Below are 25,753 nucleotides of genomic sequence, written 5' to 3'. Positions count from 1 at the left end.
GAAAGCAAGACCGGATCAAGCCGTCGGAGAACCGCTTCTGGCATGGCGGCTGTCAGATCCGTTCGATGCGCACCGGGAATTCTCCCCTGATGAGCAGCGGCTCAAAACCATTGTCGAAGCGGCCGAGGCGGATCAGTCCGTCCCAACGGTAGTCCCCGTAGAAGAGGGCGAGGTTTCCCCAGGGCTTGAAATAGCAAAGATCGCCCGGCTGTTCGTTGCCGAAGGGAGCACTGCCTTCTTCCGTGAGCTTGCGTGGCAGATGGACGATCTTCTCGTTCTTGCCGTAGTCCTCGATCTTGAGGTCCAAAGGCAGCATGGATGCAAGATCCAGCGCGGAGGGATTGTCGTAAAGCGTTGCAGTCAGGGTCAGGTTGCAGAAGCTTATTCCGATCCTGACGTCGGTGGGTTTCTGACTCGCCGGGCTGCTGCCTTCCTGTGCGGTCGCCAGGCGCGGCATGGCGCCAGCCGTCAGCGCTAGCCCTAACATCGTCCGCCGGCTCATGAATTGGGATGTGGTCGACATGGCGCGTTGAATCAGACCGGCTGAGCCGTGGGCCGGAACAGGATCTCATTGATATCGACGTCATCAGGCTCATTCACCGCGAAGGCGACCGTTCTGGCGAAGGTGTCAGCGCCGATGGCGATCTTGCTGACGAACTCCTGCGTGCCGGCCTGAATGTCCTTCTCGCTGATATGCTCGAGCAGCTCGGTTCTCACCGCGCCGGGTGAGATGATCGTGGTGCGAATGTTGTATGGCTTCATTTCCTTCCGCAGCCCCTCCGAAAGCGCGCGCACGGCGAATTTTGTGGCGCAGTAAACGGTGGCGCCTGGATCGACCACATGGCCGTAGACGGAGGATACGTTGATGATGTGCCCCGATTTCTGCGCCCTCATATGGGGCAGTGCTGCCGCAACACCGTAGAGCACACCCTTGATGTTTACGTCGATCATGCGATCCCACTCGTCGAGCTTCAGCCGTTCGAGCGGCGCAAGCGGCATCAGCCCGGCATTGTTCAGCATCACGTCGATCCGACCGAATTCTTCGACGGCGGTGTCGACGAGCGTCTTGACCTGATGTGGATCCGTGACGTCGGTCTGGACCGCTTTCGCCTTCAGGCCCTTGGACCTCAGTTCTTCAGCCAGACTTTCGATCCGGCTCGTTCGGCGCGCCCCCAAGACAACCGAAGCGCCGCGCTCGGCGAGGTGACGCGCTGTGGCTTCGCCAAGTCCGCTGCTTGCGCCGGTGATGACGACGATTTTGTTTTCGATACCGTGTCGCATGGTGATCTCCCGATTGGCCAACGGCCGCAACCTGTTCATCTGTCTGCTCGGGATAGATAATCCGGCTGGTTTCGCGTGAGTAGGCGCTATAATCTGGATGTCGTGGTGAGGGATATTCAACAATGCGTCGGGACGAATTCACCGAAATACGGGCGTTTCTGGAAGTGGCAAAGGAGCGAAGCTTCACGCGCGCTGCCTCAAAGCTGGGGGTCACCCGCTCGGCTCTGAGCCACACGGTCAGCGCGCTCGAAGAGCGGCTCGGCATCCGTCTTCTTTCGCGCACGACACGGGATGTTGCGCCAACGGCAGCGGGCACGCGCCTGGTCGAAAGCATCCAGCCGCATTTCGAGAGCATCGCCGCCGGTATCAGCGCTCTCGGCGCATTGCGTGACAGGCCTTCAGGTCTGGTTCGGCTGGTGTGTCCCGACGACGCCGTCGAGCTGGTTTTTCGTTCCAGACTGCCGGCATTTCTGCGTGACTACCCTGATATCACCGTGGAAATCATCGTCGACAACGGCTTCACAAACATTGTCGAGCGCCAGTTCGATGCCGGCGTGCGGCTCGGCGAAGCAATCGCGCGCGACATGGTGGCCGTTCGTCTCGGTCCCGACGTCTCCTATGCCGTGGTCGGATCGCCTGATTATTTTGCTGGGCGGGTGATGCCTGCGACACCGCAGGACCTGACAGACCACAATTGCGTCAATTTGCGGCTTCCGACGTCAGGCGCGCTTTACGCCTGGGAATTTGAGAAGGACGGCAGCGAATTCAGCGTCCGGGTCGAGGGTCAGCTTGTGTTGAGCAACATGGAGCCGGCGATCAATGCCGCTCTCGATGGCGTTGGATTGGCCTATGTGCCGAAGGATCTGGTCCGGCGATATCTGGACAGCGGCGAATTGCGCGAAGTGCTCGCAGACTGGATGCCGACGTTTCAAGGCTATCATCTCTACTATCCCAGCCGGCGCCATCCATCTCCCGCGTTTTCTGCCTTCGTTGAAGCCTTTCGCTACCGTCGTAGGTAGTCCCAAAAGCACGCCGGACCGCTCGATTGGACAAAGGGGCGCAACCTGTTGCGCCCCTAGCTCACCGGCGATTACCGAGCGCTGTCGATGATAGCGCCGCCATCGGGGGTGAGGCTGTAGCCTGTGATGAACTGCGAATCCTTGCTGGCAAGGAACAGCACCACTGGCGCAATGTCCTCTTCCGGCGAGCCGAAACGAGCGAGTGCATTCGCTGGCGGAGGAACCTCCTTTTCGGCAGCACCCCAGGTGTCGGCGATCGGCAGGATGTTGTTCACGGTGATCTTGTCGGCGCCCCATTCGCGTGCCGCCGTGCGGGTCAGAGCGCGCACCGCCTCCTTGGCCATATTGTACGGGCCATAACCAGCAAGCCCGCTGGTGGCGGCCATCGAGCCGAAGTTGATGATCCGGCCTTCTCCGCTTTCTCTCAGGTGAGGATAGCAAGCCTGCATGAACCGCAGATAGGCGATCGGCCCGGTATCGAAGTTTCGTTGCAACAGCTCGACCGAGAGGTCGATGACCGAAGACGAGACCGCGGAACCGTCGAAAGCATTGTTCACGAGAATGTCGATGCGGCCATATGCGGCTACCACCTGGTCCACCGCGGCCGTGATCCGGTCGGTCTCTCCGACATCGCAGACGACGCCGAGTGCTGTGCCGCCCGCTTCGACGATATCAGCGACGACACGTTCGACGCCTTCTGATGTGCGCGAGAGAATTGCGACCTTCGCGCCTTCGGCGGCAAAGAGCTTTGCAGTGGCGCGGCCGATGCCGCGGCTTGCGCCCGTGACGATGGCAACTTTTCCATTGAGTCGGCCCATTTCTATCTCCTTGGTTGGGTTAAAGTTATCGGACGTCAGCGCGCTGCGGTCTGAACGTAGGGGGAAGGAACGAGGCGGGCGTCGTTCTGCGTCAGGAACGAGGTGACGAGCAGCGCCAGGCCGATCGCCGCGGGCAGGGCGCCGGCGGGTTTTCGAACACCGATATGTGCGAGGCCCGACAGCAGCAGGTGGAAGAAGATGCCGGCATAGGCGAGATCACTGAGCGGCATGCTGATGCGTGAAAGGATCGCGACCGGGCCAAGAACCTTGATGACGATCATGAGTGGAATGAGATAGGAAGCCTTGTATCCGAGTTCCGCCAGAACCTGGCGAACCCAGTCTCGCTTGGTGACATAGATGGTGGCTGAGGCAAGGTAGAGCGCGGACAGAAGTCCCGTGCTGATCCAGTAGACGTAATATTCAGGCATGAGTTCATCCCTGTCGCTGCCCACGCAGCAACATTCCTCTCGTCGAGTCTGTCGGTTTGTTTTGAGAGGCGCTTTTCCTGCGCCTTCTTGTGCACGCAGAGAAATGTCGTCTAACATTTATATTTGCAAGTAGGATGATTTACTTGCTGTTAGTATGGAAAAGCAGACCATGGCTGAAGAAGAAGTGAATATGCATGAAGAGATGCGGCGAGCCTTCGCGCTGCTTTCCGGCAAATGGAAGCTGGAAATCATGTGGCTGCTCAATCAGCGGATCTATCGGTTCGGCGAATTGAGAAAGGCTATTCCCGGCATCACCCAACACATGCTGACGGCGCAACTTCGTGAACTCGAAGCGGACGGTTTGGTGTCCCGCACGATCTTTGCGGAGGTTCCTCCGCGCGTCGAATATGAGATCACGCAAAAAGCGCGGGGCCTCGGCCCCACGATGGAAGCTTTGACGGCATGGTGGAACGAGTACGGCAAGAGCGTGCCGGTGAAGCCGAGCGCACGCGGCCGGAAAGCGAGAGATCGCTGAACTGCTTCACATTCACGAAAGGCTCGACCCGAACTTGTCCCAGGCTTCCTTGACTGTTTCCATAGCGACATTCGTCGAGGTGCTGGCAACATGGGGCAGCGTCGAGATACGCTCGCCCAGCACGCGGCGGTAGCGGCCGATGTCGCGGGTGCGGATCTTCAGGAGATAATCGAACCTGCCGGCGATCATGTGGCACTCTTCGACTTCCCGGATCTTCTTGATGGCGTCGTTGAAGCTTTTCAGCGCATCCTCGCGGGTATCGGAAAGCTTCACCTCGACGAAGGCGATGTGGTCGAGCTGCATTTTCGACGGGTTGAGGACGGCTTTGAAGCCTTCGATGTAGCCGTCACTGATCAGCCGCTTGAAGCGGATCTGGCACGGCGTCTTCGAAAGCCCGACGCGCGCCGCGAGATCGGTGATCGACAGTCTGCCGTCCTCGGCGAGCGCGGCGAGGATCTTTCTGTCGAACTGGTCCAATTCACTAAAGATGTCGGTTTCTGTGGCCATTTGAACTCTCTGTGCTCGGTTTATAAGTTCATACAGCTTGAAAACTGTTGAAATCAAGTGAGATCGCGATTTTCGGCTGTGATAGATTATGCTCGGCAATCGGAGGAAGGGCGCGGCCGCTGGGCGCATTGCCGAAATCGGTAGCCGCGACGCGCAAAAAGGGGGATCATAGATGCATGAAAGAAAAGCGGATGGCGATCAAAAACCGGATCTGCTCGCTCACTACCGGCCGGTGGCGATAAGAGCGGTCGCAGCCCCATTCACCCTCAAGCGCGACAAGCCCAATGCGCGCCCGCTTCGCGAGACGGAATATTCCGGCCCGATTTTTACGGACGATGCCACCTGGGACGACGAGCCCGCTGTTCCATTTATCCGTTAGACGAAACATTCACTGATCAGGGACTCCCATGTTGAACGCAGCGATCGACCCCGCATCCTCCAATGATCCCGCCAATGGCGCGCCGTTCACCGGCTTTGCCCCGCCGATCCGGCCGCAATCGGAACTTCGCCAGGCGATCACATCAGCCTATCGCCGCCCGGAAACCGAATGCCTGCCGCCGCTCGTTGCGGCTGCGCGCGTCTCCGAGGCGAAGCGCTATGACATTCGCAGCACCGCCCGTACGCTGATCGAGGCCTTGCGCGCCAAGCATAAGGGCACCGGCGTCGAAGGGCTGGTGCAGGAATATTCGCTTTCCAGCCAAGAAGGCGTGGCGCTCATGTGTCTTGCCGAAGCGCTGCTGCGCATTCCCGATACCGACACCCGCGACGCGCTGATCCGCGACAAGATCGCCGAGGGCAACTGGACCTCGCATATCGGCGGCGGCAAATCCATGTTCGTCAACGCCGCCACCTGGGGCCTCGTCGTCACCGGCAAGCTAACCTCGACGGTCAACGACCGCAGCCTGTCGGCGGCGCTGACGCGGCTGATCGCGCGGGCCGGCGAGCCGGTCATCCGTCGCGGCGTCGATATGGCGATGCGCATGATGGGCGAGCAGTTCGTCACCGGCGAAACGATCGAGGAGGCGCTGAAGCGCGCCCGGCCGCTCGAAGCGCGCGGCTTCCGTTATTCCTATGACATGCTGGGCGAGGCCGCGACGACGGCCGCAGACGCTGAGCGTTATTTCAAGGATTACGAAAAGGCGATCCATGCCATCGGCAAAGCCTCGGACGGGCGCGGCATTTATGACGGTCCTGGTATTTCGATCAAGCTTTCGGCCCTGCACCCCCGTTATGTCAGGGCGCAGGCCGGCCGGGTGATGGGCGAGCTGCTGCCGAAGGTCAAGGCGCTGGCCGTTCTCGCCAAGAGCTACGACATCGGCCTCAATATCGACGCCGAGGAGGCCGACCGGCTGGAGCTTTCGCTCGATCTGCTCGAGGAGCTTTGCTTTGCCCCTGATCTTGCCGGCTGGAACGGGCTGGGATTCGTCGTCCAGGCCTATGGCAAGCGCTGCCCCTTCGTGCTCGACTATGTCATCGATCTCGCCCGCCGTTCCGGTCGCCGGATCATGGTGCGTCTGGTCAAGGGCGCCTATTGGGATGCAGAGATCAAGCGCGCCCAGCTCGACGGTCTTGACGACTATCCGGTCTATACCCGCAAGATCTACACCGACGTCGCCTACATCGCCTGCGCGCGCAAGCTGCTGAACGCACCCGACGCCGTCTTCCCGCAGTTTGCCAGCCACAATGCCCAGACGCTGGCGACGATATATCATCTCGCCGGTCCCGATTTCGCCGTCGGCAAATACGAGTTCCAGTGCCTGCACGGCATGGGCGAACCTCTCTATGACGAAGTCGTCGGCAAGGAAAAGCTCGACCGGCCCTGCCGCATCTATGCGCCTGTGGGAACACATGAGACGCTGCTCGCCTATCTGGTGCGGCGTTTGCTGGAAAACGGCGCCAATTCCTCCTTCGTGCACCGCATCTCCGATCCGCACGTCTCCGTCGAGGCGCTGATCGCCGATCCTGCCGAGACCGTCGCCGCCATGCCGGTCGTCGGCGCTCCCCACGCGCAGATCGCCTTGCCGAAGGCGCTTTACGGCAGTGCCCGCGCCAATTCCGACGGTCTCGATCTCTCGAACGAGGCGACGCTTTCCAATCTGGGTGAGACGCTTGCCTCCTCGGCTGCCAGCCCATGGCACGCAGGTCCGATCCTTGCCGATGGCTCGACGGATGGGGTGATGCGTAACGTCCTCAATCCCGCCGATCACCGCGACGTCGTCGGCACGGTCACCGAGCTGAAGGTCGAAGAGGCAACCCGGATCGTTGCGATGGCGGCCGAGCATGCGCCGCAATGGGCGGCGGTGCCGCCGGCCGAGCGTGCGGCTTGCCTGGAGCGGGCGGCCGACATCATGCAGGACCGCATCAAGACGCTGATGGGCATCATCATGCGCGAGGCCGGCAAATCCGCCGCCAATGCCGTCGGCGAAGTGCGCGAGGCGATCGACTTCCTGCGTTACTACGCCGAGCAGGCGCGCAAGACCCTCGGACCGTCGCATGCGCCCCTCGGCCCGATCGTCTGCATCAGCCCATGGAATTTCCCGCTGGCGATCTTCACCGGGCAGGTGGCGGCCGCACTGGTGGCCGGCAATCCCGTGCTCGCCAAGCCCGCCGGCGTCACGCCGATCATCGCTTCGGAAAGCGTCAAGATCCTCCATGAGGCGGGCGTGCCTGTCGGCGCCTTGCAGTTCGTGCCCGGCAGCGGCCGCCTCGGCGCCGGCATGGTAGGTGCCCGGGAAACAGCCGGCGTCATGTTCACCGGATCGACCGAAGTCGCCCGGATGATCCAGGCGCAGCTGGCCGAACGCCTGTCTTCGACCGGGAAGCCGATCCCGCTGATTGCCGAAACCGGCGGACAGAACGGCATGATCGTCGATTCCTCGGCTCTCGCCGAGCAGGTGGTGGCCGATGTCATCGCCTCGGCCTTCGACAGCGCCGGCCAGCGCTGCTCGGCGCTCCGCGTCCTCTGCCTGCAGGACGATGTGGCCGACCGGACCCTCGCCATGCTGAAGGGCGCCTTCCGCGAGCTGACGATTGGCCGCACCGATCGGCTGAGCATCGATGTCGGTCCTGTCATCAACGATGGCGCGAAGGCCGAGATCGACCAGCATATCGAGCAGATGCGCGGCGCCGGCCGCAAGGTCGATCAACTGCCGCTGCCCGAAAGTGCCGCGGCGGGCACCTTCGTTCCGCCGACAATCATCGAGATCAAGGCTCTGTCGGACTTGACGCGGGAGATCTTCGGGCCGGTCCTGCATGTTGTCCGCTTCAAGCGAAACGGGCTCGACCGCCTGATCGACGACATCAACGCATCGGGCTATGGCCTGACATTCGGGCTTCACACCCGGCTTGACGAAACGATCGCGCATGTGACCAGTCGCATCAAGGCTGGCAACCTCTACGTCAACCGCAACATCATCGGCGCCGTCGTCGGCGTGCAGCCTTTCGGCGGCCGCGGCCTGTCGGGCACCGGTCCGAAGGCCGGCGGTCCGCTCTATATCGGCCGGCTGGTACAGCGTGCTCCGGTGCCGCCGCAGCAGGATTCTGTCCACACCGACCTCGCCCTTCGCGACTACATCGTCTGGCTCGACAAGAAGGGCTTGCCGGCCGAAGGGGAAGCGGCGCGTGGCTATGCGAGCCGTTCAGCGCTCGGGCTCGAACGCGAACTGGTCGGCCCGGTCGGAGAGCAAAATCTCTACGCGCTCCATCCCCGCGGCCGCATTCTGGCCGTGCCGCAGACCGAAAGCGGGCTGTATCGCCAGATCGCCGCGGCCCTGTCGACCGGCAACCACGTGGTCGTCGACGCCGGCTCCCTGCCGAAATCGGCCCTGGCCGATCTGCCGGCGGCTGTCGCCAGCCGGGTTTCCTGGACGTCGGTTTGGGAAAAGGACGGGCCATTCTCGGGCGCACTGGTCGAAGGGGATCGCGGCAGGGTTCTGATCGTCAACCGGAAGATTGCTGCTCTGCCCGGTCCGCTTCTGCTGGTCCAGGCTGCCACGAGCGAGGAATTGGCCGGCGATCCCGAGGCCTATTGCCTGAACTGGCTGCTGGAGGAGGTGTCCACGTCGATCAACACCGCGGCAGCCGGCGGCAATGCCAGCCTGATGGCGATCGGCTGAGAAAACGAGACGAGGGCGCACAAATGCGCCCTCGATCGCTGTTTTGCTTGTCCCGAAAAACTCGACACCATTGACCATTTTTTTAAGAGTTCTGGCTATCGTCGCAACCTGGCGCGACGACTGCCAATTGTGGTCACTCCGACATGACCGCCGTGGCTGTATGTCGATGTGAGCGGTTGCGCCGGAGAAGCAGAAATTTCCTGGGGCGGGGCTTCCTTATGGCGTTGATTGACCGACTGTTGCAGCGTATGCGGATCGTGACGAAGGTGCTCTTCTTCGTAGTGCCGCTGATCGTGCTGATCGCCGGCATCGGTCTTTTCGGCTATTTCACCGCCGGTACGCTGAACGGCCAGATGACCCTGACCCGGCAGACGATCGATACGCTTTCCAGTTTTCAGCAGCTGCGATCCTCGCTGACCACCTTTACCGATCTTCCGAGTGCGGCCACGCGCGATCGCCTGATTGCCAGCATCTCCGATCAGGAGAAGGGCGCGGCGACGCTCGATGCCATGTTGATCGATCCTGCGCAAAAGCAGCAGATCGCCACGGTGCGCGAACTCGGGGCTAAGATGCAGGGCGGCGCTGACGCGCTTTGGGCCGTGTCGCAGGAGCGCGTCAATACCGAGCAGGCGATCGACGACGCGGTGGCCGGGCTGTTTAAGGAAAGCCAGACGGCGCGCAAACAGCTCGACGTTCTCCAGGATCAGGCGAATGGCAAGGAGGCCTTCGTCCGGGCGCTGCTTCTCGATGCCTCGGCCTATAAGAATCTCGCGGGACGCATTGCGAAACTGCGCAAGGCGACCGCAGCGGCAGCCGACCCTCAGAAGCTTGCCCAGGCCATCGGCAGCCTTCTGCCGCCGCTCGTCAAAGAGGTCGGCGACAGCGGGGCGCTTGCCTCCGACAAGGCCCAAGGCCAGATCGCTGCGCTGAAGCCGGTCCTGGACAAGCTTGCCCCCATGGCCAAGGACAGCAGCCTGACGCTCGAAGCTTACGCTCCCGTCGATCAGGATCTGCAGGACCTTCAGGAGCAATTTGCAAAACTCGCCTCCGGCAATGCGGACACGGCGATCGAGCGCTTTACCGGCATGGATGCGAGCATATCAACGCTTCGTTCGATGGCGGCGATCGTCAATGCCGCTTTCAAATCGATCGACGATCTGCGCCTACACCTGAGCGAACTGAACAGGCGGCTGGATGCCGCGTCGCGGGATGCGGTTCTCGCCGATCTCAAGGCATTGCGCGAGAGCGCTGCAAAGCTCGTCCCCCTGAGCGGTAAGAATGCCGCGCTGCAGGATCTTGCCAAGAAGATCGAGCCGTCGCTTGCGACGATCGAGAAGGACACGTCGCTTCTGATATCGATCGCCGACCGGTGGCGCGCGGACAAGGAGGCGGCGACCGCGCTTGTGGCCGACGCAAGCCATACGCTCGAACAGTTCGTCAGCACGGCGCAGGAGAGCGGCAGGGAAATCAGCCAGCGCTCGGCGACAATGTCGCTCGCGGCGATGATCGCCGGCACGGTGCTTGCGATCATCGGCGGCCTCATGCTGATCGAAACCCTGCGCGGGCCGCTGAAGCGGATCACCCAGACGATGATGCGGCTTGCCGACGGCGATCTGAATGTCCCGATCGGCGACGGCAAGCGCGGCGACGAGATCGGCGACATGATCCGCTCCGTAACCGTCTTCCGCGACCAGGCGCTTGAGAAGACCCGGCTGGAAGAGGTCGCCGAAACGAACAGAGCGCGCGACGAGCGGGAGCAGGCCCGCCGTGCCGCCGAGCAGGCGCGCATCGAGGCGGAACAGAGCGAGGCTCTGAATGCGCTCTCCGACATGCTCGGCAAGCTTGCCAGTGGCAACCTCGCCGCCGAGATGAGCGAGGATCTGGCCGCAGACTATGTCGCTATGGCGCAAACCTACAATCACGCCATCGATGCGCTGCGGCTGACGCTCGCCGAGGTTCGCAATACGACCTATGAGATCGCCGAGGGCAGCACCAATCTTTCGGGAGCTGCCGACGATCTGGCGCGGCGCACGGAACAGCAGGCAGCCGCCCTTGAGGAGAGCTCGCGGGTGCTCGGTGAACTCACAGACAGCGTGCGGACGACCGCCGAAAACGCCCGTCAGACGTCGCTTTCGGTCGCGGAAGCCCACCGCCAGGCGGAGCATTCCGCAGCCGTCGTCGCCAAAGCCGTCGATGCCATGGGCGCCATCAACCGGTCGTCCGAGAAAGTCACCAGCATCATCGGCGTGATCGACGAGATCGCCTTCCAGACCAATCTTCTTGCGCTCAATGCGGGTGTGGAAGCGGCGCGCGCAGGAGAGGCCGGCAGAGGTTTTGCCGTCGTCGCTCAGGAAGTGCGCGAGCTTGCCCAGCGCTGCGCCAAGGCTGCCCGCGAGATCAAGGACCTCATCTCCAACAGCGCATCGCAGGTCGGTGCGGGCGTCACGCTCGTCGAGGAAACCGGCAAGGCGCTATCTGCCATCATGGAGCACTTCACTTCGATCAACGGCCTGGTGCAGGTCATCTCGGCCTCCACGACCACCCAGTACAAGGGCATCGACGAGGTGAACAACGCCGTTCGCGACGTCGAGCACATCACCCAGCACAACGCCGCCATGGTTGAAGAAAACACCGCGGAAATTCACCGGCTTCGCCAGCAGGTGGAACTGTTGAACGAAAGAATTTCCCACTTTCAGACCGTTGCCGCCGATGGCCGCAGGGCCTCTTCCGCCAGCAGCCCCCGGATGTCTGTGGCCTCCTGAACAGGTGCTGCCCCGGTTTTTGAGGCGACAGGGCACTTTACGGCAGGCTCCTTCGACCGAGCGACATCTAAAAGTCGGCCACTTTGCCCCAGGCGGATTTCCCGAAGCGGTCCGGGTGATAGGGGCGGGGATCGACGATCGGCTCATCGCCTGTGGCGATATCGGCAATCAGATGGCCGGCGCCCGGGCCGATGCCGAAGCCATGGCCGCTGAAGCCCGCAGCGAGGATCAAACCCGGAAGCGTGGCGATCTCGCCGATCCCCGGTACGCCGTCGGGCGTGCTGTCGATATAACCCGCCCAGGTCGCGCTGATGGCGGTTTTCTTCAAGGCGGGTAGAAGCTCGAGCGCCCGCGCATGCGTCAGGCGGATGGTGGCCTGGTTGATCGCCGGGTCGAGGATGCGCATGCGCTCCATCGGCGTCGGCCTGTCGAGCCGCCAGCGTGCAAGAGACTCGTGGCCGGAGCGAAATCCCTCCAAGCCCCCGGGTGCGAGACTGCGCCACCGCCGAGCGAACATCGGCAGGAACTGTGGTGCGAAGCGGAACTGTTGTGCGGTGGGATCGACGCGACCGCGGCCGCTGATCGCCAGCGTGTAGCCGCCATCGCTGCGACGCGTGACGGAGACCGCGGATGTGTGCAGCGCATCCGGCAGGCCGCTCGCACCCGGCGAAACGGAAAGGATCGACGAACGGATCGATGCCTGCGGAAATCGAATGCCGAGCTGGCGGCAGAAGGAGGAAGCCCAGGCACCGCCGGCCAGGATCGCGATTTTTGTCCGGATCGTGCCATGCTCGGTGACGACGCCGGCGATCCTGCCGCCTTCGATGTCGATGCCGCGGGCCGCACAGGATTGATGCACAGTGCCGCCGAGCTTCAGGATCGCCCGCGCGACGGCCGGTGCGGCGCGGGCCGGATCGGCGGTGCCGTCGGTCGGCGAAAACACGCCGCCTTTCCACGAGGCGCCGGTGGCGCGCCCTCGTTCGCTTGCCTCTGCGCCGCTCAGCATGTGCGTCGTGACGCCGACCGAACGCGCGAAATCCCGCCAGCGTGCCCAGCCCGCCAGTTCCTCGTCGCTATTGCTGAGATAGAAAAGGCCGCAGCGGCGAAAACCGGTATCCTCCCCGGTCTCGGCGGCAAAGCGCTCCCACAGATCGAGGCTCTTCGTCGACATCGGCAGTTCACGGGCGTCGCGGTTCTGCTGCCGGCACCAGCCCCAGTTGCGGCTCGATTGTTCCGCGCCGACAAGGCCTTTCTCGACGAGGGCAACCTTCAATCCGCGCCGGGCAAGATAATAGGCCGCGAAAACGCCGACGATGCCGCCGCCGATCACCACCGCATCGGCGGCAGCGGGCAGATCCGGCGTGGTGTCGACGCGATCAAGCGGTGCAGGCATGGCAGGGTCTCCGTTCATACTTTAAAGCGCGTCGCGATCTTTCAGATTCGCTATTGCCGGACAAAACGATCGCTCGCCGACGCTCATTGCCGACAATAGGCCCGCACCAGTTCAGGATCCCGCTGGAGACCGTCGAGCCAGGTCGGATCAAGCGTCGGCACCGAGGAGAAGAGCAGCTGCGAATAGGGATGCGTCGGCGTCTTCACCGTCGAGGGCGTGATTTCCTCGACCTTCCGGCCTCCATACATCACGACGATCTCGTCGCAGATCGCCTCCACGACCGAGAGATCGTGGCTGATGAAAATGTAGGAAAGGCCGAGTTCGCGCTGCAATTCCTTGAGCAGGTCGATCACCGCGGCGGCAACCACCGTGTCGAGCGCCGAGGTAATCTCGTCGCAGAGGATCAGCTTCGGATCGGCGGCGAGTGCGCGGGCGAAGTTGACGCGCTGCTTCTGCCCGCCCGAGAGTTCTCCCGGCCGGCGATGGCGCAGGCTGCGAGGCAGTCGCACCATGTCGAGCAGCTGATCGATCCTGGCGTTTCGCGCTTGCCGATCCATGCGGTGGTAGAAAACCAGGGGCCTGGCGAGGATGTCCTCCACCGATTTTGCCGGGTTGAGAGCGGTATCGGCATATTGGAAGACGATCTGCATCTCGCGCAACTGGTCGCGCGAGCGCTCGCGGGCGCTGCGGCGCAGTTCGGTGCCGTCGAAGACGATCTTGCCGATTGCGGCCGGCAGGATGCCGGCGATGGTGCGGGCAAGCGTCGACTTGCCGCAACCGGATTCTCCGATGATGCCGAGATTTCGCCCCTTCTCCACCTTCAGGCTGACATGCTCGACCGCTCGAACGAGGGGGAGGCCGTCGGCTTGGCGCTGTCCATAGCCGGCGACGAGATCCTCGATCTTCAGAAGCGGCGCCGTCACATTGGCGGCCAATCCGGCTGCGCCGCGCGATTTCGGCTCAAAGGCTGCGAGCAGCTCTCTGGTATACGGATGCTTCGCGTTGTTGAGAATCTCGTTGGTGGTGCCGGTTTCCTGGGCCTCCCCGCCTTTCAACACGACGATGCGGTCGGCGATCTGCGCGACGACGGCAAGGTCGTGCGAGACATAGACGCCCGCTATGCCGCCCTTCTTCATGACCGACTTGAAAGCGCGCAGCACTTCGATCTGGGTCGTCACATCAAGTGCCGTCGTCGGCTCGTCGAAGATGACGAGGGTCGGGTCGCCGATCAGCGCCATGGCTGCCGCCAGACGCTGCAGCTGGCCGCCGGAAACCTGGTGCGGATATCGGCTGCCGATCGTCTCGGGTTCCGGCAGCGACAGCGCCCGGAAGAGTTCGACTGCCCGGGCGCGCGCATCGTCCGGCGACATCAGCCGATGAATCCGGGTGACTTCGATCACCTGATCCATGATCGTTGTGGCCGGATTGAAGGCGGCGGCGGCTGACTGCGGGACATAGGCGACCTTGGTGCCGCGCACCTTGGCGCGCTGCTTCTCGCTGAGCGTGACCATGTCCTTGCCGCCGACCGAAACGCTGCCGCCGGTGATGCGGCAGCCCGCGCGGGTATGGCCCATGAGTGTCAGGGCGATGGTTGTCTTGCCTGAACCGCTCTCGCCGATCAGCGCGACGATCTCGCCCTCGGCAACGTCGAGGCTGACACCCTTGATGATCTCGACGCGTCGGCCGGAATCGGTGGTGGCCTCGATCTTCAGGTCGCGGATTTCAATGAAATTGCTCATGACACGCTCCGGTCGCGAATCTTCTGCGGCAGGTTGTCTATCAGCAGGTTGACGCTGATCGTCAGGCTGGCGATCGCAAGTGAGGGAAACATCACCGCCGGCGCACCGAACGGCAGCCCGCCGATATTCTCGCGCACGAGCGCGCCCCAATCGGCATAGGGCGGCTGGACGCCGAGGCCCAGGAAGGAAAGCCCGGAAAGGAGCAGAACGATGAAGACGAAGCGGATCCCGAGGTCGGCAAGCACCGGCCCGACGATATTGGGCAGGATTTCCGAGCGAATGAGATAGAGGGTGCTTTCGCCGCGGATGCGCGCGACGGTGATGAAATCCATCGCATTGATGTTGACGGCGAGCGCCCGGGCGAAGCGATAGGCGCCGGGGATGTAGATCACCGACAGCGTCAGGACCAGAACCGGCACCGAAGAGCCGACGGCGGCGACCACGACCAGGCCGAACAGCTTGCTCGGGATGGAATTGAGGGCGTCGAGGAAGCGGCTGAGGATGGTGTCCGGCCAGCCGCCGGCGACCGCGGCGATCATGCCGAGCACGACGCCGCTAAAGCAGGCGATCGTCACCGCCGCCAGCGAGATGCCGACCGTGTAGCGCGCGCCCATCAAAATCCGCGAGAGCATATCGCGGCCGAGATAGTCGGAGCCGAGCCAGAGTTGCCGGCTCATCGGGCCGAAATAGTCGAGATCGACAATCTCGCCGACAGGGTAGGGGATGATCAACGGCGCGAAGATCGCGACGAGCGCCCAGGAGAGGATGACGGCAAGCCCGATTGCTCCGACGATGTTGAAGCGATAGCCAAACGAGGTTCCGGACAGCCAGCCGGTGGTGGTTTCGGAATTGCTCATGGTCATCGGAGCCTCGGATTGGAAAGGATGGCGATGATATCGGCGATGGTGATCAGCAGCAGATAGCCCAGGCAGAAGATCATCGCGCAGCTCTGGATCAGCGGCAGGTCGCGGGTGGCCACGGCATCCAGCATCAGCTTGGCGATGCCGGGATAATTGAAAATGGTCTCGACGATGATGACGCCTCCGAGCAGATAGGACAGGGAAAGTGCAACGGCATTGACGATCGGGCCGAGCGCATTGGGCAGCGCATGGCGAAAGACGATGCGCGGCCGGGAGGCCCCCTTGAGCAGCGCCATTTCGACATAGGGTGTGTTGAGCGTCTCGATGACGGCCGCGCGCGTCATGCGGATCATCTGCGCCGAGACGACGAAGGTGAGGGTGATCACCGGCATGGCATAGACGCGCAGCATGTCGGCCAGACTGTGGATTTCATTGGCGAAAGACAGCGCCGGCAGCCATTTCAGATAGACGGCGAAGATCAGCGCGGCGGAGGTCGCGACCATGAACTCCGGCACGGAGATGACGCCGATGGTGATCACGGTGACGACCCGGTCGTAAAGCGTGCCGCGCAGCATCGCCGCTGTGATCCCGAGCGTCAGCGCAATCGGCACGGAGAAGAGCGCGGTGACGCCGGCGAGTTTCAGCGTATTGACGAAGCGGCCGGCAATAAGATCGGCGATTGGCATCTGGTTGGCATAGGAGGTGCCAAGGTCGCCCTGCAGCAGTCCGACGGACCAGCGCAGGAAACGAAAGAGCGCCGGCTCGTCGAGATGCATGGCCTGGCGAAGACCTGCGACGGCTTCCGGCGTGGCCGCCTGGCCAAGCAGGATCGCCGCCGTGTCTCCCGGCAACAGCGTTGTTGCGAAGAACACGGCGAGGGAGACGATCACCAGGGTGATCAGGGCGATGAGCAATCTGCCCAGCACAAGGGATAAGACCTGGTTGTTCACGCGCGGCTCCCTTTTGGCGTTCGAGTTGAGTTTGACCAATCAAATGGCGGAGCCGGGGCGCGACTGCAGCCCCGGCCCCAAGGCTTATCAGGCTTCGAGCCAGACATATTCTGCAAACGCGTATCCCATCTGGCCGCCAAGCGTGCTCGGTAGCAAACCCTTGAGCTTGGCCGTGGTGGCATCGACGTTCGATAGATAGGCCGGAATAATGGTGCCGGCTTCCTGAGCGACCATAACCTGCATCTCGTTGTAGATCGCCTTGCGTTTGTCCTGGTCGAGCGAACCGCGCGCCTCGATCAGCATCTTGTCGAACTTCTCCGACTTGTATTGGCTTTCGTTCCACGGAGCATCCGAGCTGTAGAGCAGGGAAAACAGGATATCCGGCGTCGGCCGCGGGTTGATATTGCCGAAGTGGATCGGCGCCTTCAGCCAGTAGTTGTCCCAGTAACCGTCGGCCGGCACCCGCTGGACATCGAGCTTCATACCGATCTCAGCGCCGGCGGCCTGGATGATCATGGCCATGTCGATCGACGAGTTCGCCGCATCCGAAGCGATGATCGGAATGGACTGGCCGAGAACGCCTGCTTTTTCGAAGTGGAACTTCGCCTTTTCGGGATCGAAGGCCCGCGCTTTCAGGTCCGCGTCATGATAGAAGTTGGCCGGAGAAATGGGCTGGTCGTTGCCGACCTCGCCGAGACCGCGCAGCGCCGACTTGACGATCTGTTCGCGGTTGACGAGGGACTTCATGCCTTCGATGAAATCCCGCTTGTTACCGGGCTCCATGTCCATCCGCATATTGAGGTTGGTATAGTTGCCGGAGGTCGTCTTCGACAAGGTGAACCCTTCTCCCTGAGCCTCGATGAGGCGCATCGAGCGCGGATTGATCGAGGCTGCGAGGTGGATATCGCCGGCAAGCAGGGCGTTGACGCGGGCATTGTCGTCGCTGATCGCGAAATATTCGAAGGAATCGACGTTCGGGCCTGATTTCCAGTAGTTCTTGTTCTTGATCCCGACCGAGCGCACTCCGGGTTCGAAGACCTCCTTGACGAAAGCGCCCGTGCCATTCGCCTTCGAAAAGTCGGTCGTTCCGTCGGCAACGATCATGAAGTGATGTATCGCCAGGATGGTCGGCAAGTCGGCATTTGCGTTGGCGAGCGTGATCTCGGCGGTCTGTTTGTCGATCGCCTTGATCTCAGTCATTTGGGCGGCGATCTTGGCGACCTTCGAGCCGACGGAAGGATCGAGGTGGCGCTTCAGAGAGAAGACTACGTCGTCTGATGTCAGCGGCTTGCCATCGTGAAATGTGACGCCGCTCTTCAGCTTCACCGTCCAGGTCTTGGCATCCTTGGATTCGATCGCTTCGGCAAGCTCCATCTGCGGCTTGCCGCTCTGATCGAGGATGGTGAGGCGGTTATAGAAGGAGCAGCACCGGACATAGTCGGTGGAGAGCGACGCCTTGGCGGGGTCGAGCGTATCGGCCGTGGAGGACGACCAGCCGGCTGCCTTGAGCGAGCCGCCGGAAACCGGCGTCGCCGCAAGCGCCTTGCCGGCGCGGCCGAGCACGAGCCCGCCGGCCGACATGGCCACGCCGCCTGCGAGCAGCATATGCAGCAGCTCGCGGCGGGTCGCACCACGACGGATGGCGGTTTCGATCATGGCATCGTCGGAGCTGGTCCAATTGGTAATCTTGCTGTTCATCTCATTCCCCTTTTCTTCTGTGGCGGTTTTAAAGTCAGGCGCGTGCAGCAGCCACGGCATCCGTAAGGCCTGCCATGGACGTGAAATGGAAATCGGGTTTGGTGAACTCGACCGGCTCGATCGTGCCGCCGTAACCCTTCTGGGCATGTCGGCGCTCGATCCAGCAATTGGCCAGCCCGAGTTCCCTGGAAATCCCGATGTCGTGGTACTGGCTCTGGGCGACATGCAGAATGTCGTCCTTCGAATGGCCTTCCGCGGCAACGTAGGCGAAGACCTTCTCGAAGAAGGCAGGATCGGGTTTTTCGGTGCCGGTATCGTCGGCCGTGAAGGCGGCATAAAAGGGATTGCCGAGTTCCTTCTCGAACAAATCGAAGGCCCAGCGGCGGGCATTGGTCATCGCAACGAGGCGGTAATCCTTTGCAAGTCTGGCCAGCGCTGCGGCGCTGTCGGCGAACCCCTTCCAGCTCTTGGCCGAGTCCCGCAGCCGTTCGCCATATTTTTGTTCGGCGGGCAGACCGAGCTTCGGCGCGATCGCGAGGTAGACCCGCACGAGGTCGTCGGGAAAGAGGCCTGCATCCTCGGCGTAGCGGGCTGCGCGGTAGAGGCTAAGCGCCTGCTCGCCGTCGACGGTAATTCCCGCCTCGGCGGCGATCTCGGCGAAGCAGGTCTTGAGGCCGCTCTCGAAGTCGATGAGCGTGCCGACGACATCGAATGTCATGTATTTGAATTCCGGAAGGCTCTTGCTCACGTGAATTCCCCAGTGTTCGGCCCCGATGGGAGCACGGTTTCTCGAAGAAGAATATTCTGTTCCCGCAGGCGAGATCGTTGTCCCGCTCTTCTATGGAAGGCCTCGCATTTGCCGGGATCCGAGCCCTTCAGTGACTGTAGTTTGTCACCTGCACTGCGCCGGATTCTCCTGAAAGGCGCCATATGGCGGCACAAAATACTGAATCTGACCGTTTCGCGATATTCTGAGGCCTGCCTCGCCCACGCGCCTATCTGTTTTGTTCGCGTTTTGTTCGAAGTGGGCTCCGGGACGTTCGACCGCTAGGTCTATCGTTTCGGCGCGGCGCGCGGCAGCGCATGGCAGAGACGCCATGGCCGAATGTTGGGGATGACGAGGTCAAAGGCTGCGCGTTCAAGCGCCGTGATGGTGTGGAGATCGGCGATGGCGGCGGGTTCCATTTCCGCCGACACCTCTACAAGCTGGAGACGCGTCAGTGCATCATCGCCAGCGCTGCCGCAAAGAAATCCTCGCCTCCGAAGTTGCCTGATTTCAACGCCAGAAGTATGTCGCCCTGGGCATTGCCGATCGTGCGCAACACCGGCACGCCGGCCGCAATCTCCGGTCCGATCAGGAATGCCGGAATGGCGAGCCTGTCGACCGCTGCCCCGGAAGTTTCTCCACCTGCGACCACGAGGCGCCGCACGCCTCTTGCCACCAGTTCGGCTGCGATGATCGACGTTGCAGTCTCGATCGCGTGGCCGGAGGCCTCCCGCCCATAAAGGGATTGCAGCCGGGTCACGGTTTCGGGGGCAGCACTTGCGGCGACCGCGACGGGGCCGGCGGTGACGCGGTCTCCGGCCCAGGAAATCGCCGCGGCGATCTCGTCCGGACCGGCAAGCAGCTTTTCCGGATCGAGCCGCAGGACGGGCATCGACCGTTCGGCGACGTCGAGCTGGCGTAGCGTTGCCTTGGAACAACTGCCGGCAACGATCGCGGAAAGCCCGCCGACCGGGCGAATGACATCCGCCGGCACCGCGCCGCCGGACGATATCCGATCGGAGCGGACCAACGCGCGGGCAAGGCCGAGACCGAGCCCGGATGCGCCGGTGGATACCGGTGTTTCCAATGCGATCTCGCCGAGCGTTTCCAGATCCCGCTCGAAAATCGCATCGGCGATGGCAGCGGTGACGCCTGCCGCGCGCAGCGCCTCGAGCCTCGCTTTGACGGCGCCGGGTCCGGCCGCGATGGCCGTGAGATCGATCAGCCCGACAGCGCCATGCGATTGCCGGGCGAGAACCCGCACGAGATTGGCGTCGTGCATCGGATTGAGGGGGTGGTCCTTGAGCGGACTTTCGTTCAAGGGCTGTCCGCCGACGAAGAGATGGCCGAGATAGACGGTGCGACCCGTTTCCGGGAAAGCTGGTGTCACCAGCACGATGCCGCCGCCCGCAGCGTGGCTCAGTGCCTCGGTGACCGGTCCGATATTGCCGGCATCGGTGGAATCGAAGGTCGAGCAGATCTTGTAGAGGACGTGACTCGCGCCTCGCCGGCGCAGCCATTGCTCGGCGCTGGTTGCAGCCGTCACGGCGTCCGCCGGGGGGATGGAGCGGATTTTCAGGGAAACGACGACGGCGTCGACATCCGGCAGCGCCAGCGACGGATCGGGGATGCCGACCGTCTGCACCGTGCGCAGACCGTTCTTCGTCAACGTGTTGGCAAGGTCGGACGCGCCCGTATAGTCGTCAGCGATTGATCCGAGCAAAATGGCCATGTCTAGCTCCGTGCAAAAGGTCTGAACCAGCCGAGGCCGTCCAGTGTGTGGCCGCGCGGGACGTATTCGCAGCCGATGAAACCGTCGTAACCCAGGCGGTCGATTTCGCCGAACAGATAGGGATAGTTCAGCTCCTCCCCGTCCGGCTCGTTGCGGGACGGCACGCTGGCGATCTGGATATGGCCGGTGATCGGCAGCAGGCGCCGCAACGCCATCGTGACGTCGCCATGGATGATCTGACAATGATAGATGTCGAACTGGAGTTTCAGGTTGGGCAGGCCGCATTCGGCAATCAGCTTTTCGGCGGCGCTGAAGTCGTTGAGGAAATATCCCGGCATGTTTCGGCCGTTGATCGGCTCGAGCACGAGATCGATGCCTTTGTCCGCAAGCCGTTCGGCAGCATAAGTGACGGAGCGCCGGTAAGAAGAAGCGGCGTTTTCGTCACGCGGGTCGGCGATGCCTGCCATCAGATGCAACCGCCTGACGCCGGTCGCCGCCGCATAGTCGAGCGCCCGCTCGACATCCGCTTTCAGCGCATCGAACCGTCCGGGAAGGGCCGCGACGCCACGCTCGCCTGCCGCCCAGTCGCCCGGCGGCAGGTTGAACAAGGCCTGCTGCAGATTGTTGCGGCCAAGCCGTTCGGCGATTGCCTCCGGCGTTGCTTCGTAAGGAAAGAGATATTCGACGGCGGCAAAGCCGGCGTCGGCTGCGGCGTCGAAGCGGTCGAGGAATGTCCATTCGTTGAACATCATCGTTAGGTTGGCGGCGAAAACCGGCATGGCTAGCGTTCCCCTTTGTTGGAGCCGGGCAATTCCGCGCCGGAAAGCTGGGCATAAAGCCGCGCGAGCGAGGAATCGTCATCACGGCCCATGCCGGCGCCGGCGGCAGCCAGATACATTTGCAGCGCCGCTGCCGCGAGCGGCACCGGATAACGCTGGGAGCGGGCCATGTCCTGGACGATGCCGAGATCCTTGACGAAGATCTCGATGCTGCTGAGCGGCGTATAGTCTCCGGCCAGTACATGCGGCACGCGGTTTTCGAACATCCACGAATTGCCGGCCGAGGCCGTGATCACCTCATAGACCTTGTCGAGATCGAGGCCCTGCTTGGCGGCAAAGGTGATGGCTTCGCAGGCGGCCGCGATGTGCACGCCGGCGAGAAGCTGGTTGATCATCTTGAAGGCCGCGCCTGCCCCGGCGGCATCGCCGAGTTCGTAGACCTTGCCGGCCATGGCGTTCAGACCCGGACGCGCGGCGTCGAAAGCCTGTCTGGAGCCGGATGCCATGATCGTCAGTTCGCCACGCGCGGCCTTGGCTGCGCCGCCCGAAATCGGGGCGTCGAGATAATGCAGGCCGAGAGCCTCCACCCTTTGTGCCAGATCGCGGGCGACGGCGGGGTCCATGGTTGCCGACGAGATGAAGACCGCCCCGGGTTTCATCCTGTGCGCGACGCCGTCAGGCCCGAACAACACGGCCTCGGTCTGGGCGCCGTTGACGACGACGGAGACGACGATGTCGGCGTCCTTTGCCGCGCCGGCCGGGGTCGTTGCACCTCGTCCGCCATCGGCGATGAAGCGCTCCACCGCTGCCGGCGTGATGTCATATCCAACGACATCGAGCCCGGCGTGCTTCATCGAACGGGCCATTCCGAGCCCCATGGAACCAAGGCCGATGACGGCCGCGACGACGGCAGGTCCGGTATTTTCAGCAAGCGGTGACATGAGGAGGTTCTCCGGTCTTGTGAGAAAAGTCTGTGCTCCTGCGGAGCAGTCCTGGAGGGGCTTTAGAGCGCCGCACGTCCATAAGACACGCTAACGACGCTCTAACATTTTGAATTTGCGCATAATCCTTTCCGAAAATCGATTCCGATTTTCGGGGTTATGGGCGAGTTCAGCGATTGACGGTTTTCGCAGGAACCGTCAACACGGCCAGCGAACCAATGATCAAGGCAGCTGCCAGCAGATACATGCCGGCGCTGTTGGTGCCGGTGAAGTCCTTCAGATAGCCTACCAGAAACGGCCCGAGGAACCCGGCAAGATTGCCGACCGAGTTGATCCAGGCGATGCCGGCCGCAGCGCCGGTGCCGGCAAGAAAAGCTGTCGGAAGCGACCAGAAGAGCGGCGCGCAACTGATGGCGCCTGCGGCCGCCAGCGAGAGGCAGGCAATCGAGACCGTCGTGCTGGTCGCCAACGTTGCCGCGACAAAACCGCCGGCGGCGATGACGGCCGGGACGACGAGGTGCCAGCGGCGTTCACGCATCCGGTCGGCAGAGCGTCCGAGCGCCAGCATGGCGATGAAGGTGCAGATATAGGGGATCGCGGAAATCAGGCCGATATTGAGGTTTCCGCTGACGCCTGAGGCTTTCACGATCGAAGGCATCCAGAAATTCAGGCCGTATTGCCCGAGCACGAAGCAGAAATAGATCAGGCACATCAGCCAGACGCGGCGGTCGCTCAGCGTTGCGGCAATGCTGTGCGGGCTTGAGGCCTTGGCCCGGTTCTCCGCTTCGATATTGGCCGCGAGCACGCGCTTTTCCTCATCGTTCAGCCATTTCGCGTCTTCGATCGTATCATCAAGATAGAAGAAGGTCGCGATGCCGAAAAGAATGGCCGGAATGGCTTCGATCAGGAACATCCATTGCCAGCCGGAAAGTCCGTGCGTGCCGTGGAAACTGTCCATCAGGAGGCCCGAAAGCGGATTGCCGAAAATCGCCGATATCGGGATCGCGGACATGAAGGTGGTGATGATCCTGGCGCGGCGACCGGCCGGATACCACGCTGTGAGGTAGAGAATGATGCCGGGAAAAAATCCGGCTTCGGCAACGCCCAGCAGGAAACGCAGCACATAGAAGACGGTTTCCGACGAGGTGAACATGAAGGCGGCGGAAATGATGCCCCAGGTGACCATGATGCGGGCGATCCACATCCGCGCGCCAACCCTGTTCATGATGACATTGCTCGGCACCTCGAACAGAAAATAACCGATAAAGAAAATGCCTGCGCCGATGCCATAGGCAGCTTCGGAGAGGCCGAGCTCGCTCGACATCTGCAGCTTGGCGAAGCCGACATTGACGCGATCGAGATAGGCGACCACGTAGCACAACATCAAAAATGGCACGATGCGCCAGAACACCTTGGCATAGGCGCGGTCTTCCGCCGTCTGGGCGGGATGGGCGCCAACGGGCGGCGCTTGCGTCTGCAGAGTCATGATTTTCTCCTCCAATTGTTGCCGCGGTCTCCTGTCGGTCCTCCCGCAGCACGCCAAGCCATTTTTGGCAGCGCTGCCATTTTCATTAATCTATTTTGGCAGCGCTGCCAACATCAAATTGGTAGCGCTGCCAAAAAATCCTTGCTTCTTGGCGGGAGCAGTGAAAAATGGTGGCAGCGCGGCGGTTGCCGGCGGAGATGCCGGCAGCCATCCCCAAAGAGCTTGGGTTCAAACATACGATGGATTTCAAACAGCAGGTGACGGTAACGCTTGCCGAGGTCGCGGAAGCGGCCGGTGTCGGTGAGAGCACGGTATCGCGTGTGCTGCGCAATCACGGCTCGTTTTCCGGCAAGACGCGGGAGCGGGTGATGGCTGCCGTCGAGCGGTTGGGCTATGTGCCGAACCGGATCGCCGGGACGCTGGCCTCCACCGGTTCGCGTCTCGTTGCCTTCGTCATTCCCTCGCTCTCCAACATCGTCTTCCCCGATGTGCTGCGCGGCGCCAGCGCCGTCCTGGAGGAAAACCGGTATCAGGCGGTGTTCTCCGTCACCGACTATGATCCGGGCAAGGAGGAAGCGCTCGCTGCTGCGATGCTCGCCTGGCGGCCGGCGGCGGTCATGCTGGCGGGATACGAGCATACCGAGGGGACGGTGAAGATGCTGCGCGCCAGCGGATGCCGGGTCGTGGAACTGCTCGATCTCGACGGCGATGCGCTCGATATCGCGGTCGGCTTCTCGAACCGCGCGGCCGGGCGAGAGAGCGCTGCCTTCCTGCTCAAGCGAGGCTATCGCCGGATCGGCTATGTCGGTCACGATCTCAACCGTGATACCCGCGCCGGCAAGCGGTTTTCCAGCTTTTGCGAAACGCTGGCGGCCGGTGGCGCCCCTCTCGTCGCGCGCGAAATTCTCGCCGGCGCTTCATCGGTGGAAAACGGACGGCTGGGGCTGGAGCGGCTGCTTACCCGGACGGCGGATCTCGATGCCGTCTATTTTTCCAACGACGATATGGCGCTGGGCGGTTACTTCCACTGTCTGGCCGAGGGGATCGCCATCCCCTCGAAGCTTGCCATTTTCGGCTATAACGGCCTCGATATCGGCCGGGCAATGCCGCAGCCTTTGTCGACCATCCGAACGCCGCGTGTGGCGACCGGACAGATCGCCGCGCAACTGGTCGTCGCCGACGCGCCGCCCCAGGCCGTCGATCTCGGTTTTGAACTGATCGACGGCGCAACCGCGTAATTGGAGGAAATGTCATGTCCGACGCGCGCCAGCGTGAAGAAATCTGCCGATACGGCCGCTCGTTGTTCGAGCGCGGGCTGACGCCCGGTTCGTCGGGCAACATATCGTTGCGGCTTGATGATGGCGGTTGGCTGGTGACGCCGACCAACGCGTCGCTCGGTTTTCTCGATCCGGCCCGGATCTCCAGGCTCGATGCCGAAGGCCGGCTGCTCTCCGGCGACAAGCCGACCAAGGAAATTCCGCTGCATGCGGCCCTCTACGATACGCGCGGCAGCGCCCGCGCCATCGTTCATCTTCATTCCACCCATGCGGTGGCGCTGACCATGCTGCCGGAGATCGATCCGCGCGCCGCCCTGCCGCCGATGACGCCCTATTATCTGATGCGCGCCGGCGAAACCGCTCTGGTGCCCTATTACCGTCCCGGCGATCCTGATGTGGCCGACGCCATCCGCGGACTGGCGGGCAAGTATTCGTCGGTGCTTCTGGCCAACCACGGACCTGTCGTTGCCGGCGACAGCCTTGAGGCGGCGGTCTTTGCGACCGAGGAACTGGAGGAAACGGCAAAGCTCTATCTGCTGCTGCGCAACCTCAATCCCCGTTACCTCAGCCCGGGGCAGGTGGCCGATCTGGTCGACACGTTTGGCCTCGACCTTCCATCGCATCACGACCACGACGACCATTGAACGGCCAAAACAGGTTCAGATTT

At 62.5% G+C, this 25,753-nt stretch carries 23 protein-coding genes; 7 read left to right on the top strand and 16 right to left on the bottom strand.

The genetic code is table 11. The features are described from left to right. Positions 1-52 precede the first annotated feature (52 nt). Together BBJ66_RS12445 and BBJ66_RS12440 are read right to left on the bottom strand one after the other, a co-directional pair. A complete protein-coding gene (locus BBJ66_RS12445) occupies positions 53-523 on the bottom strand; it encodes a cyclophilin-like fold protein (protein ID WP_049732542.1) in 471 nt (156 codons plus the stop codon). Positions 524-534: 11 nt separating this feature from the next. Beyond that, positions 535-1,281 (bottom strand): SDR family oxidoreductase, encoded by a 747-nt coding sequence (locus tag BBJ66_RS12440; protein ID WP_049732543.1) that lies wholly within the window; start codon positions 1,279-1,281, stop codon positions 535-537. A 122-nt stretch (positions 1,282-1,403) separates the two neighbouring features. Between BBJ66_RS12440 and BBJ66_RS12435 the strand changes: the two genes are divergently transcribed. Next, entirely contained in the window at positions 1,404-2,300 is an 897-nt protein-coding gene (locus BBJ66_RS12435; RefSeq protein ID WP_071087317.1) for a LysR family transcriptional regulator, read from the top strand. Between the two features lie 71 nt (positions 2,301-2,371). Here the strand turns inward: BBJ66_RS12435 and BBJ66_RS12430 are convergent, their stop codons facing one another. Both BBJ66_RS12430 and BBJ66_RS12425 read right to left on the bottom strand, forming a co-directional pair. Beyond that, positions 2,372-3,118, bottom strand: a complete 747-nt coding sequence (locus BBJ66_RS12430; protein WP_049732545.1) for an SDR family NAD(P)-dependent oxidoreductase — start codon at positions 3,116-3,118, stop codon at positions 2,372-2,374. Positions 3,119-3,153: 35 nt separating this feature from the next. Next, complete coding sequence (locus tag BBJ66_RS12425; RefSeq protein ID WP_049732546.1) at positions 3,154-3,546, bottom strand: DoxX family protein; 393 nt, start codon at positions 3,544-3,546, stop codon at positions 3,154-3,156. 154 nt (positions 3,547-3,700) lie between these two features. Between BBJ66_RS12425 and BBJ66_RS12420 the strand changes: the two genes are divergently transcribed. Then, positions 3,701-4,081 carry a winged helix-turn-helix transcriptional regulator gene (locus BBJ66_RS12420; RefSeq protein WP_049732547.1) on the top strand — a complete coding sequence of 127 codons (381 nt, stop codon included), beginning with the start codon at positions 3,701-3,703 and terminating at the stop codon, positions 4,079-4,081. Positions 4,082-4,093: 12 nt separating this feature from the next. Here the strand turns inward: BBJ66_RS12420 and BBJ66_RS12415 are convergent, their stop codons facing one another. Then, positions 4,094-4,588: an Lrp/AsnC family transcriptional regulator gene (locus BBJ66_RS12415; protein ID WP_049732548.1), complete on the bottom strand. Its 495-nt coding sequence runs from the start codon at positions 4,586-4,588 to the stop codon at positions 4,094-4,096. A gap of 172 nt (positions 4,589-4,760) precedes the next feature. On the opposite strand from BBJ66_RS12415, the gene BBJ66_RS12410 reads away from it, so the two are divergent. From BBJ66_RS12410 to BBJ66_RS12400, 3 genes are all read left to right on the top strand, one after another. Next, positions 4,761-4,967, top strand: coding sequence for a hypothetical protein (locus BBJ66_RS12410; protein WP_049732549.1), 207 nt, complete (start codon positions 4,761-4,763; stop codon positions 4,965-4,967). A 28-nt stretch (positions 4,968-4,995) separates the two neighbouring features. Beyond that, the gene (gene putA / locus BBJ66_RS12405) at positions 4,996-8,703 is read left to right on the top strand and encodes a trifunctional transcriptional regulator/proline dehydrogenase/L-glutamate gamma-semialdehyde dehydrogenase (RefSeq protein WP_071087315.1); all 3,708 of its coding nucleotides are present in this window, start codon (positions 4,996-4,998) and stop codon (positions 8,701-8,703) included. Positions 8,704-8,921: 218 nt separating this feature from the next. Then, a complete protein-coding gene (locus BBJ66_RS12400; protein WP_071087313.1) occupies positions 8,922-11,465 on the top strand; it encodes a methyl-accepting chemotaxis protein in 2,544 nt (847 codons plus the stop codon). Positions 11,466-11,532: 67 nt separating this feature from the next. On the opposite strand, the gene BBJ66_RS12395 is transcribed toward BBJ66_RS12400, so the two are convergent. From BBJ66_RS12395 to BBJ66_RS12350, 11 genes are all read right to left on the bottom strand, one after another. Continuing rightward, on the bottom strand, positions 11,533-12,858 hold the full coding sequence (locus BBJ66_RS12395; protein WP_071087311.1) for an NAD(P)/FAD-dependent oxidoreductase: 1,326 nt from the start codon (positions 12,856-12,858) through the stop codon (positions 11,533-11,535). A gap of 83 nt (positions 12,859-12,941) precedes the next feature. Then, positions 12,942-14,597 (bottom strand): ABC transporter ATP-binding protein, encoded by a 1,656-nt coding sequence (locus tag BBJ66_RS12390; protein WP_049732553.1) that lies wholly within the window; start codon positions 14,595-14,597, stop codon positions 12,942-12,944. Continuing rightward, positions 14,594-15,460, bottom strand: coding sequence for an ABC transporter permease (locus tag BBJ66_RS12385; RefSeq protein ID WP_049732554.1), 867 nt, complete (start codon positions 15,458-15,460; stop codon positions 14,594-14,596). The genes BBJ66_RS12390 and BBJ66_RS12385 overlap by 4 nt, the downstream gene beginning before the upstream one ends. Then, positions 15,457-16,407 (bottom strand): ABC transporter permease, encoded by a 951-nt coding sequence (locus BBJ66_RS12380; protein ID WP_049732583.1) that lies wholly within the window; start codon positions 16,405-16,407, stop codon positions 15,457-15,459. Before BBJ66_RS12380 ends, BBJ66_RS12385 begins: the two co-directional genes overlap by 4 nt. A gap of 87 nt (positions 16,408-16,494) precedes the next feature. Continuing rightward, entirely contained in the window at positions 16,495-18,105 is a 1,611-nt protein-coding gene (locus BBJ66_RS12375) for an ABC transporter substrate-binding protein (RefSeq protein ID WP_049732584.1), read from the bottom strand. Between the two features lie 34 nt (positions 18,106-18,139). Then, the gene (locus BBJ66_RS12370; RefSeq protein ID WP_071087309.1) at positions 18,140-18,853 is read right to left on the bottom strand and encodes an HAD-IA family hydrolase; all 714 of its coding nucleotides are present in this window, start codon (positions 18,851-18,853) and stop codon (positions 18,140-18,142) included. A 305-nt stretch (positions 18,854-19,158) separates the two neighbouring features. Beyond that, a complete protein-coding gene (locus BBJ66_RS35625) occupies positions 19,159-19,290 on the bottom strand; it encodes a hypothetical protein (RefSeq protein ID WP_274534074.1) in 132 nt (43 codons plus the stop codon). A 32-nt stretch (positions 19,291-19,322) separates the two neighbouring features. Next, the gene (gene otnK, locus BBJ66_RS12365) at positions 19,323-20,603 is read right to left on the bottom strand and encodes a 3-oxo-tetronate kinase (RefSeq protein WP_071087307.1); all 1,281 of its coding nucleotides are present in this window, start codon (positions 20,601-20,603) and stop codon (positions 19,323-19,325) included. Positions 20,604-20,605: 2 nt separating this feature from the next. Next, the gene (gene otnI / locus BBJ66_RS12360; protein ID WP_071087305.1) at positions 20,606-21,382 is read right to left on the bottom strand and encodes a 2-oxo-tetronate isomerase; all 777 of its coding nucleotides are present in this window, start codon (positions 21,380-21,382) and stop codon (positions 20,606-20,608) included. Positions 21,383-21,384: 2 nt separating this feature from the next. Beyond that, positions 21,385-22,323, bottom strand: a complete 939-nt coding sequence (gene ltnD / locus BBJ66_RS12355) for an L-threonate dehydrogenase (RefSeq protein ID WP_071087303.1) — start codon at positions 22,321-22,323, stop codon at positions 21,385-21,387. Positions 22,324-22,492: 169 nt separating this feature from the next. After that, positions 22,493-23,809, bottom strand: a complete 1,317-nt coding sequence (locus BBJ66_RS12350; RefSeq protein ID WP_049732559.1) for an MFS transporter — start codon at positions 23,807-23,809, stop codon at positions 22,493-22,495. Between the two features lie 239 nt (positions 23,810-24,048). Here BBJ66_RS12350 and BBJ66_RS12345 point away from each other — a divergent pair, with 239 nt between their 5' ends. Both BBJ66_RS12345 and otnC read left to right on the top strand, forming a co-directional pair. Further along, the gene (locus BBJ66_RS12345) at positions 24,049-25,047 is read left to right on the top strand and encodes a LacI family DNA-binding transcriptional regulator (protein ID WP_071087360.1); all 999 of its coding nucleotides are present in this window, start codon (positions 24,049-24,051) and stop codon (positions 25,045-25,047) included. A 14-nt stretch (positions 25,048-25,061) separates the two neighbouring features. Next, the gene (otnC, locus tag BBJ66_RS12340; RefSeq protein WP_071087301.1) at positions 25,062-25,730 is read left to right on the top strand and encodes a 3-oxo-tetronate 4-phosphate decarboxylase; all 669 of its coding nucleotides are present in this window, start codon (positions 25,062-25,064) and stop codon (positions 25,728-25,730) included. Positions 25,731-25,753 lie beyond the last annotated feature (23 nt).

Source organism: Rhizobium sp. RSm-3, from assembly GCF_001854685.1.
GTDB classification, from domain to species: domain Bacteria; phylum Pseudomonadota; class Alphaproteobacteria; order Rhizobiales; family Rhizobiaceae; genus Rhizobium; species Rhizobium ecuadorense.
The sequence above is the reverse complement of the archived record's forward strand: the minus strand, read 5'-3'. Positions and strand labels throughout refer to the sequence as shown.

Bases quoted from the DNA above. Each gene is read 5' to 3' on its own strand.
- BBJ66_RS12350 (WP_049732559.1), bottom strand. From the start codon at position 23,809: ATGACTCTGCAGACGCAAGCGCCGCCCGTTGGCGCCCATCCCGCCCAG.
- BBJ66_RS12415 (WP_049732548.1), bottom strand. From the start codon at position 4,588: ATGGCCACAGAAACCGACATCTTTAGTGAATTGGACCAGTTCGACAGA.
- BBJ66_RS12345 (WP_071087360.1), top strand. From the start codon at position 24,049: ATGGATTTCAAACAGCAGGTGACGGTAACGCTTGCCGAGGTCGCGGAA.
- BBJ66_RS12435 (WP_071087317.1), top strand. From the start codon at position 1,404: ATGCGTCGGGACGAATTCACCGAAATACGGGCGTTTCTGGAAGTGGCA.
- putA (WP_071087315.1), top strand. From the start codon at position 4,996: ATGTTGAACGCAGCGATCGACCCCGCATCCTCCAATGATCCCGCCAAT.
- BBJ66_RS12395 (WP_071087311.1), bottom strand. From the start codon at position 12,858: ATGCCTGCACCGCTTGATCGCGTCGACACCACGCCGGATCTGCCCGCT.
- BBJ66_RS12375 (WP_049732584.1), bottom strand. From the start codon at position 18,105: ATGAACAGCAAGATTACCAATTGGACCAGCTCCGACGATGCCATGATC.
- BBJ66_RS12390 (WP_049732553.1), bottom strand. From the start codon at position 14,597: ATGAGCAATTTCATTGAAATCCGCGACCTGAAGATCGAGGCCACCACC.
- otnK (WP_071087307.1), bottom strand. From the start codon at position 20,603: ATGGCCATTTTGCTCGGATCAATCGCTGACGACTATACGGGCGCGTCC.
- BBJ66_RS12430 (WP_049732545.1), bottom strand. From the start codon at position 3,118: ATGGGCCGACTCAATGGAAAAGTTGCCATCGTCACGGGCGCAAGCCGC.
- BBJ66_RS35625 (WP_274534074.1), bottom strand. From the start codon at position 19,290: ATGGAACCCGCCGCCATCGCCGATCTCCACACCATCACGGCGCTTGAA.
- BBJ66_RS12425 (WP_049732546.1), bottom strand. From the start codon at position 3,546: ATGCCTGAATATTACGTCTACTGGATCAGCACGGGACTTCTGTCCGCG.
- otnI (WP_071087305.1), bottom strand. From the start codon at position 21,382: ATGCCGGTTTTCGCCGCCAACCTAACGATGATGTTCAACGAATGGACA.
- BBJ66_RS12445 (WP_049732542.1), bottom strand. From the start codon at position 523: ATGTCGACCACATCCCAATTCATGAGCCGGCGGACGATGTTAGGGCTA.
- BBJ66_RS12440 (WP_049732543.1), bottom strand. From the start codon at position 1,281: ATGCGACACGGTATCGAAAACAAAATCGTCGTCATCACCGGCGCAAGC.
- BBJ66_RS12410 (WP_049732549.1), top strand. From the start codon at position 4,761: ATGCATGAAAGAAAAGCGGATGGCGATCAAAAACCGGATCTGCTCGCT.
- BBJ66_RS12400 (WP_071087313.1), top strand. From the start codon at position 8,922: ATGGCGTTGATTGACCGACTGTTGCAGCGTATGCGGATCGTGACGAAG.
- otnC (WP_071087301.1), top strand. From the start codon at position 25,062: ATGTCCGACGCGCGCCAGCGTGAAGAAATCTGCCGATACGGCCGCTCG.
- ltnD (WP_071087303.1), bottom strand. From the start codon at position 22,323: ATGTCACCGCTTGCTGAAAATACCGGACCTGCCGTCGTCGCGGCCGTC.
- BBJ66_RS12420 (WP_049732547.1), top strand. From the start codon at position 3,701: ATGGAAAAGCAGACCATGGCTGAAGAAGAAGTGAATATGCATGAAGAG.
- BBJ66_RS12385 (WP_049732554.1), bottom strand. From the start codon at position 15,460: ATGACCATGAGCAATTCCGAAACCACCACCGGCTGGCTGTCCGGAACC.